This window comes from Serratia sp. BW106 (genome assembly GCF_002607755.1).
GTDB classification, from domain to species: Bacteria; Pseudomonadota; Gammaproteobacteria; order Enterobacterales; family Enterobacteriaceae; genus Serratia; species Serratia proteamaculans.
The window spans coordinates 93,409-107,909 of sequence record NZ_MCGS01000030.1 but is presented as its reverse complement, the minus strand read 5'-3'; the positions used below and the strand labels follow the sequence as shown (position 1 = coordinate 107,909).

The following is a 14,501-nucleotide window of genomic DNA, read 5'->3' as shown; positions in this document are numbered from 1 at the left end:
CGCGTATATTCTCATGTGCGGGGCGGTTTTATCTATGTTTTTTTGAAAATCACACAGATGATTTTGTATATAAAAACAATAATGGAAAGTGAAAAGAACATGGCAACGATAAGTTTTGATATTTTTTCTGGCGCAGAGTAAAGATAATCAACGCCGATGCCTGCACCCGCTAATAAAATAGAGGATAAAACCATCACAATTAAAACTGATATTGTCCAGTATGTTCTTTTCATGCTGAAGACTTTGTAAAAATATCGAATAATTTAAAAAATAACGAAATGAAAAAAGAGAAGGTGGCAATGATAATGACTAATTGAGACATACCTGCCGGCGCGGCCAAGCCTGAACCAGGATTAAGCACTCCAGCACCGCTAAGAAAAGGGCTGCTGGAAACTATAGCTAAAAGTATAAGTAACGGCCTAATTTTCTTTGTCATATATAATGCGGCTCTAATATATAGAGCGGTAGTAATAAACTACCGCCTATGATTTTTAGTCTAGATACGGCACGAGCCACCAATTGAACCATTACAATTAGAGCTTTTATTTCCGGCATTGCTATTATTATCACCATTAGAACCTTTGTTCGTGAAGCACCCACCAGCAAGTGATCCACCAATAAGTCCTAATCCGAGACCAAGCGGTCCGCCAGCAGCTCCTGCAATCATGCCGCCGATAATGCCAGCACTACAGTTTGTTGTCTCCTGACTCTGTTTCTTATAATAACCACCATTATCAGCCTTGCCACTGGTGTTGCTGGTTCTGCCTCTGCTTCTGCCGCCATTATCTACACGATCGCCGCCATTATTGCCACGGCCACCGGCGATCGAGTCTAACAAGGCTACATCAATTGTTTTCATCATCAATTCCATTTGAATGTATAATTTATTGTTATATTCACCTTTGAATGGGACGGTTAGTTTTTAACTCACAACTATTTTTATATCAAGAGTTATTTTATCTGACAGATAAAAAATTTTTAATTAATTAGTGATTGCACTAAATTGTATAATTAAATGATTTTATTAAACATGGTCGATATTAATATTATATTTAAATCCGAGCGGCAACGCCGCCCGGGGGATGATCAGCCAGCTAAATCAAATGGATCATCAAGGGATTTTGCCGGCGGGGTAAACCAGCGAGCGCCGTCTTCAGTGACGTAAAAATGGTCTTCAAGGCGGATACCAAACTCGCCCGGCAGGCACAGCATAGGTTCGATGCTGGCGCACATACCAACATCGAGCTGTTGCTGCTGTTTGCGGATCAGATACGGTGCTTCGTGAATGTCCAACCCGATACCGTGTCCGGTGCGATGTGGCAGGCCCGGCAACTGATAGTCCGGTCCGAAGCCATGAGAAACCAGCACATCGCGCGCCGCGTCATCCACTTTATGGCAGGGTACACCCGGTGCGATAACGGCAAAAGCGGCGGCCTGCGCCTCATGCTCCGCCTGCCAGGCGAAGCGTTGCCGTTCGTTGGCTTCGCCATACACATAGGTACGGGTGATATCGGACAGGTAACCCTTGTAGCGGCAACCGGTATCCAGCAGCACGATATCGTTGTTTTGCAGCGGCTTGGGCTGCTTCACGCCATGCGGAAACGCGCTATCGGAGCCGAATAGCGCAATACAGAAATAAGAGCCACTGGTGCCCATTTTACGGTGGGCTTTATCGACGAAGTCGATCAGCTGGTCGGCGGTGATCCCTGGGTGCAAGATACTGGCCGCAGCCTGTTGTACCCGCAAGGTAATGTTATTGGCGGTTTGCATCAGCGCGATTTCCGTCGCCGATTTTCGGCTGCGACAGCCACCGGTGATGGGCAGGGCACTGACCAGTTTATTGTCCCCGGCATACTGTTGCAGACCGAGGAACAGCGTGACCGAAGCGGTTTCGCAAATCGCCACTTTGTGCTGGCGGCCAGCACCTGTCAGCCCGCGAGAAGCCAGCACGCTGAAGAACAGTCGATAGGGGTCTTCTTCCTCATGCCAGCTAAAGATTTCGGCCTCAATCACCTGTGCGTCTTTGAAGGTGCCGATCTCGAACCAGGGGGCGATATAGGCGATTTCACCTTCGGCCGGGATCACTGCGCCGACCATGCGTTCGCTCGGTGACCATGGAGTTCCGGTAAAATACAGCAGGTTGCTGCCCGCATTGACATAGCAGGCGTCAATGCCGTTTTCGCGCATCAGGCGCTGTGCGTGTTGAATACGTTGCCGATACTCTCCGGCGGCGATTGCAGGCGGATTATCCGTTAACGGTTGCAGTTGTTCCAGGGCCTGTTGCGCCGTGCAACCGCCAATGCCTGTAGCCATGTTTTTCTCCTCGCATAATGTTCAATGTCAGGGCCAATGTCCCAGCGCGCCAAACCTTCATCATAAATAAACCGCAGCGACAAAACTTGGCTCCAATAGATAAGAAAGATGCCGATTACAGCACAGTTTTACCTTCGGCGATGTTGTGTCCTCGTTTTACCCGACAGATTCTGCTGTAAAAGGCGCTGCGGGCGAACCAAAAATTACATTTACCCCTTAATCTATCTGTAACTGATTCTATTTACTTGATAATGCAATAACGCATCAATGTGATGCAAAAACGCTCTTGTAAATAATGATTAGCGTTGCTAATTGTTAATGCCCATCGTATTAAATAAATTTATAAGGAATTTTTACTTTTACACAGTAGTGAATGAATCATTGTTCATCACGATAATTTCAATGCTAACGATGCATAAATAACCAAGTTTTAAACGGATAATTTTAATTTATTAGCGTGTTATTAGACACTCGCGCCGTCACGCATAAATAAAATTTGAAATTATTTTCTCTATTGCGAAAACCTAACCTGATAAGTGAGGGGATATATTGTTGTTGATATATTCAGTTGCTTGGGCATAAGCGATTTTATTATTGAGAGTACTTTATGGAAACAAATGCCGTTGAGTCTAAATTCAGTTTTGGTTCCTATACCCGATTACTGTCTGGTCCCGGGCATGCCGTGCTTTCTTTGTTTGGGCTATTAGTTCGCTTTCCGGTGGCGATGCGTTCTATAAGTTGCATTATGTTGTTATCTGCTACTACCAATTCGCTGTGGATCGCGGGTACCGTCGCCGGAACCTTAATGATTACCCAGGCTTTGGCCAGCCCGATACTCGGGGGCTTTGCCGACCGATTCAGCCAACGCAAAGTGCTTATTGTTACCTGTTGTTGTCACGTTATGGCCATAGCTTTACTGATTGCCCTGGTCTTTCTTAATGCCCACTTATGGACAATCATGGCCGCCGCTATGGGTATTGGTTGCTCGTCAGTGCCGGTAGATGGCTTTATTCGCACCCGTTGGGCGGCAATGGTCACCGATGAGGCTCTGCGAACCGCTTATGCTTTAGAAACCGTACTCGATGAGATTATTTTCTTGTTGGGGCCGCTGGTCGCCATTGTTTTAGCCACGGTATTACACCCCGCTGCGGGGTTGGTTTTATGCGCCGTATTCACCTTCAGTGGTTCGATGGCGCTGGTGCTGCATCGGCGTTCAGAACCGGTTGTTGTGCAAAGGGTCGATGAAAAAAACCGCAGAGCCATTAGCATGGCCTGGGTTCGTAGCCTGATGATCTCCTATGCAGCAGTGGGGATATTTCTTGGCTCGATCGATGTGATGATGATCGCCTTTGCCAAAGAGGCAGGTAATCCCACGCTGGCTGGCGTGTTGTTGTCTATTTGTGCCGCGGGCAGCCTGGTGGGAGGGCTCTGCTATGGTGCCATGAACTGGTCTATACCGCAGCCACGGCTGCTGTTACTCACCTCTGCCACGCTGTGTGCCGGTACTGTTCCCCTGGTGTTCACCAGTTCCCCGATCGTCATGGGGTTCTCCGCTTTTATTGCCGGTTTATCGGTGGCGCCGTTATTAATCACCTGCAGTAACCTGCTGGAATCGTTAACGCCCAAAGGTTGCCTGTCAGAAGGCTTCTCCTGGCTTTCCAGTGCGGGTTGGCTGGGGTTTTCCCTGGGAGTGTCGGTCGGCGGGCAACTTTCAGATCAAACCGGGGCTGCTCAGGTCGCCTGGATCGCTTTGGCCGCTGGCATGCTCGCCTTATTAGCCAGTCTGTTCAGCCAGTCACTACTCAGTAAGAAATCAATACCCAGCCCGATTTAAGCGGGTTCTCTCATTATTATTACCGAGACAGGAAAACGGCCATCGTGAATCAGTTAACCACGGGTATTCCCGTACCACGTATTACCTTTAATGAATTTGTCGCGCTGGGGGTTGAGGCTGTTTTCCGGGCCGACGTTCCTGTGATTATTACCGATCTGCCGCTTGATACCAGCCGTAGCGCTAATGACCTTATTGCTCAACGGTTAGGTGATGACAATGTCACCTTGTTCCGGGAAGCCAGTAATAAGGAAAATACCGAACGATGGCAGACCATGAAGATCCAACTGCGTGGCTTTCTGGAAAATAAAGAATACCAGCAAGACAACAGCACCTGGTATCGCGTGGTTTCCAATATTATGCACCGGCCAGAAGACATCAATACTCTTCTCGGCTTCGATGCATTTTCGCTACTGGCTTCCCGTCGTGGTCTGAACGCGGCCAATTTATGGATAAGTTACCACGGTGTATTTACCCAAAGCCACTTCGATGAACTCGAGAACTTTAATATCGCCCTGCAGGGAAGAAAACGATTCATCCTTTACCCACCCGGCCGACGCGATTATTACCCGCGTTCTATCTTAAAGGGGTTTGGCGACAAATCGCAGGCCTTCGATTTTAACAATATTGACCCACAGCGTTTCCCACGGCTGGCAGCGAAATCCCCGCAGCGTCGCGATTTTATTCTGGAGCCCGGTGAAATGCTGTATTTGCCGCTGGGATGGTGGCACCAGGCCGAGTCGTTAGACGACCTGAATATCAACGTTAATTTTTGGCTGTGGGATCTGAAAATCCTGCGCAGGCCTTATGTTTTGTATTCCGCGCTCTACACGGCCGCCTACCGTAAGTTCAAAGGTATTTATAACTATCAACCCGAACCTGCCAAGAAGGAAGGAATTTGATGACCAGCCGTAAGAAGATCATGCCAACCAACCACTATCGCAACAACGACAAAGCTATCGGTATTGGTAATCCCTTCTGGGATATGTCAGAGCAGAACGGACTCGCAGGGATCGTCGCCGGACTTGAAAACGATCTCCTGTCCACCCCGAATGGTCATCAATTTGTCAATTTTAGCTGCTGCTCCTACCTGAACCTGGACTCCCATCCCAAGGTGGTAGAAGGGGCCATCGACGCGGTACGTCGCTATGGCGTGCTGGATCATTGCATCGCCCGCAGCCGGGTTCAACTGCCGGTACTGAAGGAGCTGGAGGAATCGCTTGGTGAACTGTTCCAGGCCGATGTTCTCAGTGGCGTGTCGGCCAGCAGCATCAGTGGCGGGCTGCTGCCGCTGATCGCCTCCGGACATTTGGGCAACGGTGCTCGCCCGTTAATGATTTTCGATAAGCACGCTCATGTGTCGTTGGCCGCAGCCAAACCCGCCTGTGCCGATGAAACCGAGGTCGTCACCTGCAATTACCACGATCTGGAGTTCATTAAGGACTGCTGTAAGAAATATGAACGGGTCTGCTACGTGGTTGACGGCAGCGATAGCCTGGGCGGCTATGCGCCGGTTAAAGAGTTGGCCGAACTGCAGGACAAATACGGCCTGATGGTGTTCTACGATGATTCACATTCTATTTCCGCCTATGGCGAACGTGGAGTCGGTTATGTTCGTTCACACAGCCCGGCACTGAATGAGAACACCGTTATGGTGGTCACGCTCAACAAGGCTTTCGGCACCAGCGGGGCGGCGATACTGCTCAACGGCTATTCACAGCCGATGTTGCGCCTGGTCGAACGCTTTGGCGGTGGGCTCAACTATTCGCAAAATCTGAACACGGCGGCCATCGGTGCCAGCCTGGCTTCGGCCGAAATTCACCGCACGGCTGAATTGCCGATGTTGCAGAAGAAGCTGTACGACAACATTGCCCTGTTCGACTCACTGGTTCCGACAGAGCAGAGCGGCAACAGCTACCCGATCCGTCTGGTGCCGATGAGCGATGAAACGGTGATCAGCGAAGGTCGCAAGGTGATAGAGGCCGGTTTTTATGTCTCGCCGGTATTCTTCCCGATCGTTGCGAAAGGCACCGCAGGCCTGCGGGTGATGATGCGTGCCGGGCAAACAGAAGATCAGATTCGCCGTTTGTGCAAGATACTCGCTGAAGTAAGGGCTCCCCAATGACGGATATCACACGCGCTATTCCACGCAGCATTCTGTATACCCCGGCCTTATCACTTAACCGGGTGGTCAAGGCGCTGACTTATGACGCCGATGTTCATCTGATCGATTTGGAAGACTCGGTCCCGGGCCCATTGAAAGCGGAAGGGCGGATCATCTGCCGCACCGCCCTTGATAGTGCCCCTCCGTCGGCGAATATAGCTGTGCGCATAAACGCGCTGGGTACGATTGATGCTTTGCATGATTTGGTGATGCTAAGCACCGGCGTTGCCACGCCGGGTTTTATCGTTATGTCGATGGTCAGGTCACCTGCCGAGGTTATTTTTCTGCGTGAGACTTTTGCCTCAGCGGGCAAGTATCCGGAAATTTACCTGACGATAGAGACGGTTGAAGCCATTACCGACCTCGATGATGTCGCGGCCGTAGCCGATGGCCTGGTTTTTGGCTCTGCGGATTTAGCGGCTACGCTTGGCGTGCCAATCACCTGGTCCGGAATGCTGGCGGCGCGTCAGGCGATGGTTTTGGCCAGTGCGAGACACGGTATTGGTTGTATTGATACCGCCAACTACCGGCTTTCCGAGCCGGAGGTGCTGGCCAGCGAAATTCAGAACATCAAGGATCTGGGTTTCCACGGTAAAGCTACCGTCCACCCCAGCGAACTTGAGCCGATCAATTTAGCATTGCGACCCAATGAGGGCGCGCTATTGGCCGCATCCCGGATCACCGACGCGGTCAAGGCCGCCGCCGGAGGCATTGCCTTACTGGACGGACATATGGTGGGGCCACCTTTTGCGCGTATGGCCCACACCACGTTGCAACTAGGCAAAGCCTGGGCTGAACGTTTCAACCGGGGGAACTCATGACTCTCTCCGTTGCCGTCATCGGGACCGGAGCCATCGGCATGGATCTGGTCAATAAAATTCATCGTTCGCCCTGGCTTTATTGTGGGCTGCTGGCGGGGCGTAACAAGGATTCTGCCGGTCTTGAAATCGCGGCCAAGCTGGGCTGCCCGACCAGTGCCGGAGGGATTGACGCTATTCTGGCCGCACCCAAGCCGTTCGATGTGGTATTTGATGCCACTAATGCGATGTCGCACGTCAAACACTGGGAGCTGCTTCGCCCACTGGGTACGTTGCTGATCGACCTGACCCCCAGCCACTTGGGCAAAATGATAGTTCCTACGGTGACCGGCATCGAAGCGCTGGCCGATCGCAATGTCAGTTTGATCAGCTGTGGCGGGCAGGCGTCGATCCCCATCCTGCATGCCCTTAGCCGGCATTTCCAAATTAACGACATCGAGGTGGTGGCGACCGTCGCCAGCAATATTTTGGGGCGAGCAACGCGTATCAACATCGATGAATACGTAGAGACTACGCAGATTGCGCTCAGCGCTTTCACTGGCGTGGCAAACACCAAGGCGATCCTCAATATCAGCCCGGCAACCCCGCCTGCCATGTTTAGGGTCACTATTTTTGCCGAGATCCCCGGCGTGACGGCAGAACAGATAACCCCGGTGGTCACCGCGGCGGCGGCGGCAGTGCGGGAATTTTCGGCGGGTTATCGATTAACGGCGATCAAGGTCACCGAAGGGCGAGTGTCTGTCTCTTTGGAGGTGATCGCCAGCAGTAAGGTGATGCCTGAATACGCGGGTAACCTGGACCTGATTAATTCCGCGGCCATTCTGGTTGCCGAACAGTATGCGCACTCTCGAAATAAAGCGGAGGTGGCCAATGACTATTCTCATTAACGACTCAACCCTGCGCGATGGGCAACATGCAGTAAAACACCAACTTACTGCGGCGCAGTTGCGAAGCTACGCCACCGCGGCAGACAAAACCGGCGTGGCGATTGTTGAAGTCGGCCACGGTAACGGGCTGGGGGCTTCCTCCTATCAGGTGGGCCGTGCGGCACTGAGTGACGAAGCCATGCTGACTACGGTGCGAGAGTCTTTGCAAAACAGCAAGATGGGGGTGTTTATGCTCCCCGGTTGGGGCACCAGCGCTGACCTGTCGAAAGCCCTGGTCTGCGGCACCGATGTGGTGCGTATCGGCACGCATTGTACCGAGGCTACGCTGGCTGAACGTCACCTGGGCTGGCTGCGTGAACAGGGTGCGGAGGCGCATGCGGTGCTGATGATGAGTCATATGGCCACCCCTGCCGAGTTAGCCGAACAGGCTGAGTTATTGGTGGGTTATGGGGCTCAGGCGGTCGGCATCATGGATTCGGCAGGCAGTCTTTTGCCGCAGGATGTCACTGCACGTATTGCTGCGATGCGCATGCAGGTAGAGGTGCCGCTGATTTTCCACGCGCATAATAATTTGGGCATGGCGGTGGCGAATTCGGTGGCTGCCGCTCAGGCGGGAGCCGGCATTATCGATGGCTGTGCTCGCGGGTTTGGTGCGGGGGCGGGTAATACCCAACTGGAAGTGCTGATCCCGGTATTGGAACGCCTGGGGTATAACACCGGCATCGATCTCTATCATTTTCTGGATGCCGCCGATCTTGCCGCCCGGGAGTTAATGGTGGTTCCGCCGATGATTGACTCTTTGGGCATCGTCAGCGGGCTGGCCGGCGTATTTTCCGGCTTCAAAAACCCGGTACTGAATCATGCTGGCAGCGCCGGGGTGGATGCGCGCGACGTGTTCTTCGAACTGGGAAGACGACAGGTTATTGCCGGCCAGGAAGACCTGATCGTTGAGGTTGTTGCCGAGTTGAAGAGGGCAATCTTGTGACGATGCAAATGATAAATGCTGCCGAAATGGCGGGTGAGGACCGACTTCGGCAGGTGATGGCGACCCTGAGTGAAGTGTTCCAGGACTTACGCAGCGGTAAAGAACAATCTCCGCCGCGAACCTTGCTGAACCACGGTCGTTCTGAAATGTTGATCAGCCCGGCAAGCTGGATGAAGCGCGGCGTTGCCAGTGTCAAAATCACCACCCTCACGCCGGGGAACGCCGAACATGGCCTTCCGTTGATCCACGGGGTGGTGGTGCTGACCGACGTCGATAGTGGCCAGATGCTGGCATTACTTGATGGGGCGAGCTTAACCGCCGTACGAACCGGTGCGGTTGCCGGCTTGGCGACCCAGCTGTGTGCCAATGCAAATGCCGGGGATCTGGCCATTTTGGGCGCAGGAGTGCAGGCCCGGGCCGTGCTGTTGGCGATGCTTGCCGTCCGCCCGATCCGCAGGGTGCGGATTTTTTCCCGCACGCCGACCAGAACCGAAGAGTTTGCACGGTGGGCACGCTCGGTGACGCAAGCCAGAGTCACTCTGTGCAATAGCGCATTCGAGGCGGTGCAGGGGGCGGAGATTATTTGTACGACCACATCCACCAGCGCTTGTGAGCCGCTGATCGAGGCCGGTTGGATAGCGCCGGGGGCGCATCTGAACATTATTGGTGGGACCCACGAAGAGGCTATTGAGGTTGAGCCCAGCTTGCTGAAGACGGCGTTTGTGGTGGTGGAAACCGCCGCTGCCGCTCAGGAAGACGCAGGAGAAGTGCGCACCGCCCTCACGCAGGGCTACATTCAACCTGAAGATCTAAATGAACTCGGCGCCGTCATTCTTGGCGAGGTTGCGGCAAGAGAAGGGCAGACAACGTTGTTTCGCAGCGTGGGGCTGGCGATTGAAGACACGGCAGCGGCGATTGCACTGTATCCATCCAGGGAGAAAAGGTCATGCTAAGACGAGTTGGCGAAAACGAGTATGTTGAAGAACACGGTGGGGATTACGAGGACTTCGAGCCGGGAATGACCATCAAACACTGGCCGGGGCGCACGTTATCCGAGGCCGACAATACCTGGCTAACCTTGCTGACGATGAACCAGCATCCTTTGCATTTCGATCAGGCCTATGGCGCCCAGGTTGAATATGGCCGCGTATTGGTGAACAGCAGCATTACCCTGGCGCTGGTCAGCGGAATGACCGTACAAGCCCTGTCGGCCAGGGCCGTCGCTAATCTGGGGTGGGAAAAAGTGCGTTTGAAAGATCCGCTTTTTGTCGGTGACACGCTCTATGCCACCAGCAAAATCCTGGCAAAACGCCCTTCAAAATCCCAACCGAATAAAGGCATTATCACGGTAGAAACCCTGGGCATCAAATCCACGGGCGAAACGGTGATCACCTTCGAAAGATCCTTTATGGTGCTGCGCCGGGAGTATATTGCCGCCCAATCTTCATCTGCGCGGGATTAGACAGGGCGACTCATTCCCGTTGATAACCGCAGCGGGGATGAGCAGAAAAAACCATTGAATTGAATGTGCTGCCACCCAGCCTGAGATCTGCGTGGCAACTCTGGCTGATAGTCCTTCAGGCCTGGGGGTTCTGTACTATGTTTTCTGTTTGCAGCACGCTACACACCGCTTCCGGTCGTGGGCGCAGCGGAGAGAACAGATGAACAAACGGGAAATAGAAAGCGCGATTGTCACCGATTTTTCCAAACGCATGAGCTACGGTGACTACCTGTGCCTGGATCAACTGCTGGACTGCCAACATCCGTTGTCGAACCCACAGCATCATGATGAGATGCTGTTTGTGGTGCAGCACCAGACCTCTGAACTGTGGATGAAATTAATGCTGCACGAGCTGCAGGCGGCGCGGGCACTGGTGCAGCAGGATAAACTCAGCCACTGCTTCAAAATCCTGGCCCGGGTCAAACAGATCCAGCGGCTGCTGTTTGAACAGTGGGCCGTGTTGGAAACCCTGACGCCGTCGGAGTACGTTGAATTCCGCGATGTGCTGGGCAATTCATCGGGTTTTCAATCCCATCAGTACCGCTCGATTGAATTTTTGCTGGGCAACAAGAATGCCGCCATGCTGGCGGTGTTCAGCAACGATGCGGAAAAACACGCTGCGCTGAAGGCGATCCTTGAAGCACCGAGCCTGTACGATGAATATCTGCTTTACCTGTCACGCCACGGCCTGCCTATTCCGCAAGAGTGTATCGAACGTGACTGGACGCAGCCTTACCAGCGTAACCCGAACCTGTTGCCGGCATTTAAAGAGATCTACGATCATCCACAAAAGTATTGGGAAGCCTATGAAATGGCCGAGAAGCTGGTGGATATAGAAGAAAGCTTCCACCTGTGGCGTTTCCGCCATATGAAGACGGTGGAGCGGATTATCGGCTTTAAAACCGGCACCGGCGGCTCCAGCGGCGTCAGTTTCCTGAAAAAGGCGCTCGAGCTGACTTTCTTCCCGGAACTGCTGGATGTGCGCACCGAGATTGGTGCCTAAGCTTTATCCCGTAACAGTGCGAGGGGGTCGTGATGGCGATAAGAATTGAAGATAAAGCGGCAGAAACCGTGGTGGGCTTGCGGGTCGCGGCCCTTACCCGCAAACCATCCCTCAGGGCTGCCAACGGCTGATGGCCTGGCAGCAGCAACACAAGGTTCCATTAGGGAAATGGTTGGTGCTGTACTGGGACGATCCGTCGGAAGTCGCCCCCGAGCGACTGCGGGCCGACGTGGTGTTTACCGTGGCGGATGATTTCGTATTGCCGACGTCGGCCAGTGAAGGGGTGGTACTGCAAACGCTGCCCGCCGGGCAATATGCGATTTACAACGTTCGTGTCAGCGACGGGGATTTCGAGCGGGTATGGGGCGATTTTTATCAGCGGGAACTGCCGGCCAGCGGTTACCAGCCGGTAGAGGGCGTGTGCTATGAGCACTACCTTAACGACTGTGAGGCAGACGGCTACTTTGACCTGGATATTTACCAGACGGTGAAGAAAGGTTGAGTTTGCGGTGCGGGGAAGGGGAAATGCTGAGGTTTCAGGGAGAGGAAAGGGGCTGAACCCGGCGAATACCGGGCTCAGTTCCCTATATTAGCTGCTAGAAGGTACTGGCGATTTCATACATTAACTTCATATGCGCCTTTGAGATATCCGTCGTGCCCCTATCACTGATTACCGAGACATACTGCTGCTCACTGGTTAACAGGATTTTGGCTTGTAACGGCGCGGATCGTTCATTCAGGGTGGTAAATAACAGAGTTTCAATGCGATCCAGATTTGGATCCGCATTGCCCCTGGCCTGGTCCGTATAACGTCTGCCCATATACAGCTCGGCATTACTGCGGCATTTTTCTTCATCCTTGATTATTTTTATCCGCGTTTCGTTAACGAACTCAATTAGCTTGATCCTCGCCTTGGCCGTTCTTTTGGTTGCTTCCAGCAAGTCTTTATTATCCGTCTGCTGACGCTCAGACAAGGTGTTTCTGAGCATCAACAGGCCGGCACTGACGATACCGGTCGCGCCGATCGTCGTCATGGCATACCGGACATAGATATTGGTCATCAGCGTGTCTGCTGCCTGAGCGGCGGCGATCGCCGCATAGGTAGCCCCTGCGCCCGATAATGCCCCCACGGCACCTACTGCCTTGGCGGCATAATCATAGTTACTCTTTTGCCTGTCGTTATAGACGTTGCCCCCATAACCCCGCAGCGAGGTTTTATATTTTTGGAAGAAACCAGAGCGCTCTCGCAGAGTGGTATTGTTGCCATGATTTAATAGCCCCATTTCCATCACGTCGGTGTCATCTTCTTCACCATTGCGCTGAGCATCACTGCTCTGGCGCAATCGTTCGAAACTGGACATGATTGCCCGTTCGGAGTCATTCTCATACTGGTTGAGCGCTGTATTATCCAGCTCATTAACAAAGGCGATAATTATCCGCAGCTCGGCAGCATTGTATACCGAGAGATCGTTGAGCAGATTGTCTATCGCCAGCGTTGGGTCTGCCATAGTGCTGCCCTCGTTTAAATCTCTTTATTCTGTTTAATATCCCAACCGGCTTTGGTTTCTGCACCTTTGGTGCCGCTGGCGCTTTGCTCCCAGTAATGCAGGTTGACCTTGGAAGCCTGGAAGCGATATTTAACCAGGATATTGTCGGTGTGCCCAACACCGGTAAAGTCCGCCATACTGACCAGGACATCTTCCAGCACGATCCTGGTATATTCGACCTGGGTACCCCCGGCCTTGCAGATAGAAAGTTCAACTTTGGTTACATGTTTACCGCTGGAGCAAAACTTCAGAATGGCCGGTGTGGATTTATCGATAAGTGCCTGCACCTCCAAATCCTTGAAGTTTACTTTCCCTGTCCCGCCGCCACCGCCTACGGCCATATTGCCAGACTGGGTCGCCCCCCAGTTGAATGACAGAATATCAGTCCAATTTTTGTGATTCGAATCATTAGATTCGCCAGTAACCCCTTCAACCTTCAAAAATGAGTCAATTGCCATTTTGGTACCTATATGAAATTGATTAATTTGCATTGGTAAAGCGAACTTATGTCCGTCAAAGCCAATAAGTGAGGTGACACTTCTGGGCAAAGATAGCATGGGTTAATACACCCAGAATTAAACTTGAACTAAATATCAATGGTGATTGCAACGGCTATGGGTGGGTATCTCTCCTTTGGTTTTTAGGGTGATTTTGGTTGTGCAGCGCAGAGAAGTAGCACTACCGCAGGTTTTTAAATTTAGGGGCCAATTAACGAATGCTTTTTATCAAACTATTATTGATTAGATAGAGTGGTTATCTATTTTTATAATGTGCTTTTCTCTATATTTATCAACGCAGGTTGCTTCGGAATATATTGATGCGTGTTAATCCCGTCAGCCTGAAAGGATTATATCGGATCTGTATAGGCGGCAGGGGATCTTTACGGTACAGCGTACGACTTCGATCTAAAACCAAAAAGACACTTTGGATTAAAACCCAATCGAAGAGATAGTCCCCGTTAATTCAGTAAGTTATTTTGTTTCTTCTGCAATAACGTTGCCATTCTCCTTCATCACGAAAGCTGCTTCGATAGTTACATACTATGGTTCCGGTTAAATTATGAGGGTCATAGGCAGCGTCAATGTGTCCCCAAGGCCCACTAACGGGCAGCTGTATTGAGGTTTCACTTTTAAACCATGCTCGAAGACTTTTGGTAACTTTACCCTCAGGTTTACTTTGTTCTCCCATCATTAATTTCTCCGGAGCAAAACGCCAACTACAAAGTAAAGCATTTTTTGAAAATGGTTCGGAAAAATCAATTATTAAATATATTTTACCTAGTTTTTTATTGCTTGAATTTATTATGGTTCTGTATGAAGTTGTACTGCCATCTGATTTCTCTGGCCACCCTTCAAAAGATACAGGCTTTATCATTAACTCTTCTTTAGTTGTGGTCGGACTTACAGTTATTTTGTTTAGTTCTAACTCACCATTATGGGTATTTATTTGCAT

15 protein-coding genes and 1 pseudogene are annotated in these 14,501 nt (G+C 51.7%); 10 read left to right on the top strand and 6 right to left on the bottom strand.

All coding sequences use genetic code 11. The features are described from left to right. Positions 1-32 precede the first annotated feature (32 nt). The 3 genes from BEI65_RS26875 to BEI65_RS19380 all read right to left on the bottom strand — a co-directional run bounded on the left by BEI65_RS26875 (position 33) and on the right by BEI65_RS19380 (position 2,313). A complete protein-coding gene (locus BEI65_RS26875) occupies positions 33-233 on the bottom strand; it encodes a hypothetical protein (protein WP_157765465.1) in 201 nt (66 codons plus the stop codon). A 263-nt stretch (positions 234-496) separates the two neighbouring features. Beyond that, positions 497-862 (bottom strand): hypothetical protein, encoded by a 366-nt coding sequence (locus tag BEI65_RS19385; protein WP_232519123.1) that lies wholly within the window; start codon positions 860-862, stop codon positions 497-499. Between the two features lie 224 nt (positions 863-1,086). Then, positions 1,087-2,313 carry a Xaa-Pro peptidase family protein gene (locus BEI65_RS19380; protein ID WP_099064699.1) on the bottom strand — a complete coding sequence of 409 codons (1,227 nt, stop codon included), beginning with the start codon at positions 2,311-2,313 and terminating at the stop codon, positions 1,087-1,089. Between the two features lie 607 nt (positions 2,314-2,920). On the opposite strand from BEI65_RS19380, the gene BEI65_RS19375 reads away from it, so the two are divergent. The 10 genes and pseudogenes from BEI65_RS19375 (at position 2,921) to sbmC (ending at position 12,004) form a co-directional block, all read left to right on the top strand. Beyond that, the gene (locus BEI65_RS19375) at positions 2,921-4,147 is read left to right on the top strand and encodes an MFS transporter (RefSeq protein WP_099064698.1); all 1,227 of its coding nucleotides are present in this window, start codon (positions 2,921-2,923) and stop codon (positions 4,145-4,147) included. Between the two features lie 44 nt (positions 4,148-4,191). Beyond that, complete coding sequence (locus BEI65_RS19370) at positions 4,192-5,046, top strand: cupin-like domain-containing protein (protein WP_198404485.1); 855 nt, start codon at positions 4,192-4,194, stop codon at positions 5,044-5,046. Continuing rightward, positions 5,046-6,269 carry an aminotransferase class I/II-fold pyridoxal phosphate-dependent enzyme gene (locus BEI65_RS19365; protein ID WP_099064697.1) on the top strand — a complete coding sequence of 408 codons (1,224 nt, stop codon included), beginning with the start codon at positions 5,046-5,048 and terminating at the stop codon, positions 6,267-6,269. The genes BEI65_RS19370 and BEI65_RS19365 overlap by 1 nt, the downstream gene beginning before the upstream one ends. Next, positions 6,266-7,129, top strand: a complete 864-nt coding sequence (locus BEI65_RS19360; RefSeq protein ID WP_099064696.1) for a CoA ester lyase — start codon at positions 6,266-6,268, stop codon at positions 7,127-7,129. Before BEI65_RS19365 ends, BEI65_RS19360 begins: the two co-directional genes overlap by 4 nt. Further along, positions 7,126-8,013: an acetaldehyde dehydrogenase (acetylating) gene (locus BEI65_RS19355; protein WP_099064695.1), complete on the top strand. Its 888-nt coding sequence runs from the start codon at positions 7,126-7,128 to the stop codon at positions 8,011-8,013. Before BEI65_RS19360 ends, BEI65_RS19355 begins: the two co-directional genes overlap by 4 nt. Further along, on the top strand, positions 7,997-8,998 hold the full coding sequence (dmpG, locus tag BEI65_RS19350) for a 4-hydroxy-2-oxovalerate aldolase (RefSeq protein WP_099064694.1): 1,002 nt from the start codon (positions 7,997-7,999) through the stop codon (positions 8,996-8,998). The genes BEI65_RS19355 and dmpG overlap by 17 nt, the downstream gene beginning before the upstream one ends. A gap of 2 nt (positions 8,999-9,000) precedes the next feature. Beyond that, positions 9,001-9,951 carry an ornithine cyclodeaminase family protein gene (locus BEI65_RS19345; protein ID WP_099064693.1) on the top strand — a complete coding sequence of 317 codons (951 nt, stop codon included), beginning with the start codon at positions 9,001-9,003 and terminating at the stop codon, positions 9,949-9,951. Next, positions 9,945-10,460 carry a MaoC family dehydratase gene (locus BEI65_RS19340; RefSeq protein WP_099064692.1) on the top strand — a complete coding sequence of 172 codons (516 nt, stop codon included), beginning with the start codon at positions 9,945-9,947 and terminating at the stop codon, positions 10,458-10,460. Before BEI65_RS19345 ends, BEI65_RS19340 begins: the two co-directional genes overlap by 7 nt. A 199-nt stretch (positions 10,461-10,659) precedes the next feature. Beyond that, positions 10,660-11,502, top strand: a complete 843-nt coding sequence (kynA, locus tag BEI65_RS19335) for a tryptophan 2,3-dioxygenase (RefSeq protein WP_099064691.1) — start codon at positions 10,660-10,662, stop codon at positions 11,500-11,502. A gap of 32 nt (positions 11,503-11,534) precedes the next feature. Then, a pseudogene (gene sbmC, locus BEI65_RS19330) lies at positions 11,535-12,004 on the top strand (DNA gyrase inhibitor SbmC). A 94-nt stretch (positions 12,005-12,098) separates the two neighbouring features. Here the strand turns inward: sbmC and BEI65_RS19325 are convergent. From BEI65_RS19325 to BEI65_RS26870, 3 genes are all read right to left on the bottom strand, one after another. Beyond that, positions 12,099-13,010, bottom strand: coding sequence for a hypothetical protein (locus BEI65_RS19325; RefSeq protein ID WP_099064689.1), 912 nt, complete (start codon positions 13,008-13,010; stop codon positions 12,099-12,101). Between the two features lie 14 nt (positions 13,011-13,024). Further along, complete coding sequence (locus BEI65_RS19320) at positions 13,025-13,507, bottom strand: type VI secretion system tube protein Hcp (protein ID WP_099064688.1); 483 nt, start codon at positions 13,505-13,507, stop codon at positions 13,025-13,027. A gap of 505 nt (positions 13,508-14,012) precedes the next feature. Then, entirely contained in the window at positions 14,013-14,501 is a 489-nt protein-coding gene (locus BEI65_RS26870) for a hypothetical protein (protein WP_157765464.1), read from the bottom strand.

Bases quoted from the DNA above. Each gene is read 5' to 3' on its own strand.
- kynA (WP_099064691.1), top strand. From the start codon at position 10,660: ATGAACAAACGGGAAATAGAAAGCGCGATTGTCACCGATTTTTCCAAA.
- BEI65_RS26875 (WP_157765465.1), bottom strand. From the start codon at position 233: ATGAAAAGAACATACTGGACAATATCAGTTTTAATTGTGATGGTTTTA.
- BEI65_RS19325 (WP_099064689.1), bottom strand. From the start codon at position 13,010: ATGGCAGACCCAACGCTGGCGATAGACAATCTGCTCAACGATCTCTCG.
- BEI65_RS19385 (WP_232519123.1), bottom strand. From the start codon at position 862: ATGATGAAAACAATTGATGTAGCCTTGTTAGACTCGATCGCCGGTGGC.
- BEI65_RS19345 (WP_099064693.1), top strand. From the start codon at position 9,001: ATGCAAATGATAAATGCTGCCGAAATGGCGGGTGAGGACCGACTTCGG.
- BEI65_RS26870 (WP_157765464.1), bottom strand. From the start codon at position 14,501: ATGCAAATAAATACCCATAATGGTGAGTTAGAACTAAACAAAATAACT.
- dmpG (WP_099064694.1), top strand. From the start codon at position 7,997: ATGACTATTCTCATTAACGACTCAACCCTGCGCGATGGGCAACATGCA.
- BEI65_RS19340 (WP_099064692.1), top strand. From the start codon at position 9,945: ATGCTAAGACGAGTTGGCGAAAACGAGTATGTTGAAGAACACGGTGGG.
- BEI65_RS19360 (WP_099064696.1), top strand. From the start codon at position 6,266: ATGACGGATATCACACGCGCTATTCCACGCAGCATTCTGTATACCCCG.
- BEI65_RS19380 (WP_099064699.1), bottom strand. From the start codon at position 2,313: ATGGCTACAGGCATTGGCGGTTGCACGGCGCAACAGGCCCTGGAACAA.
- BEI65_RS19355 (WP_099064695.1), top strand. From the start codon at position 7,126: ATGACTCTCTCCGTTGCCGTCATCGGGACCGGAGCCATCGGCATGGAT.
- BEI65_RS19375 (WP_099064698.1), top strand. From the start codon at position 2,921: ATGGAAACAAATGCCGTTGAGTCTAAATTCAGTTTTGGTTCCTATACC.
- BEI65_RS19365 (WP_099064697.1), top strand. From the start codon at position 5,046: ATGACCAGCCGTAAGAAGATCATGCCAACCAACCACTATCGCAACAAC.
- BEI65_RS19320 (WP_099064688.1), bottom strand. From the start codon at position 13,507: ATGGCAATTGACTCATTTTTGAAGGTTGAAGGGGTTACTGGCGAATCT.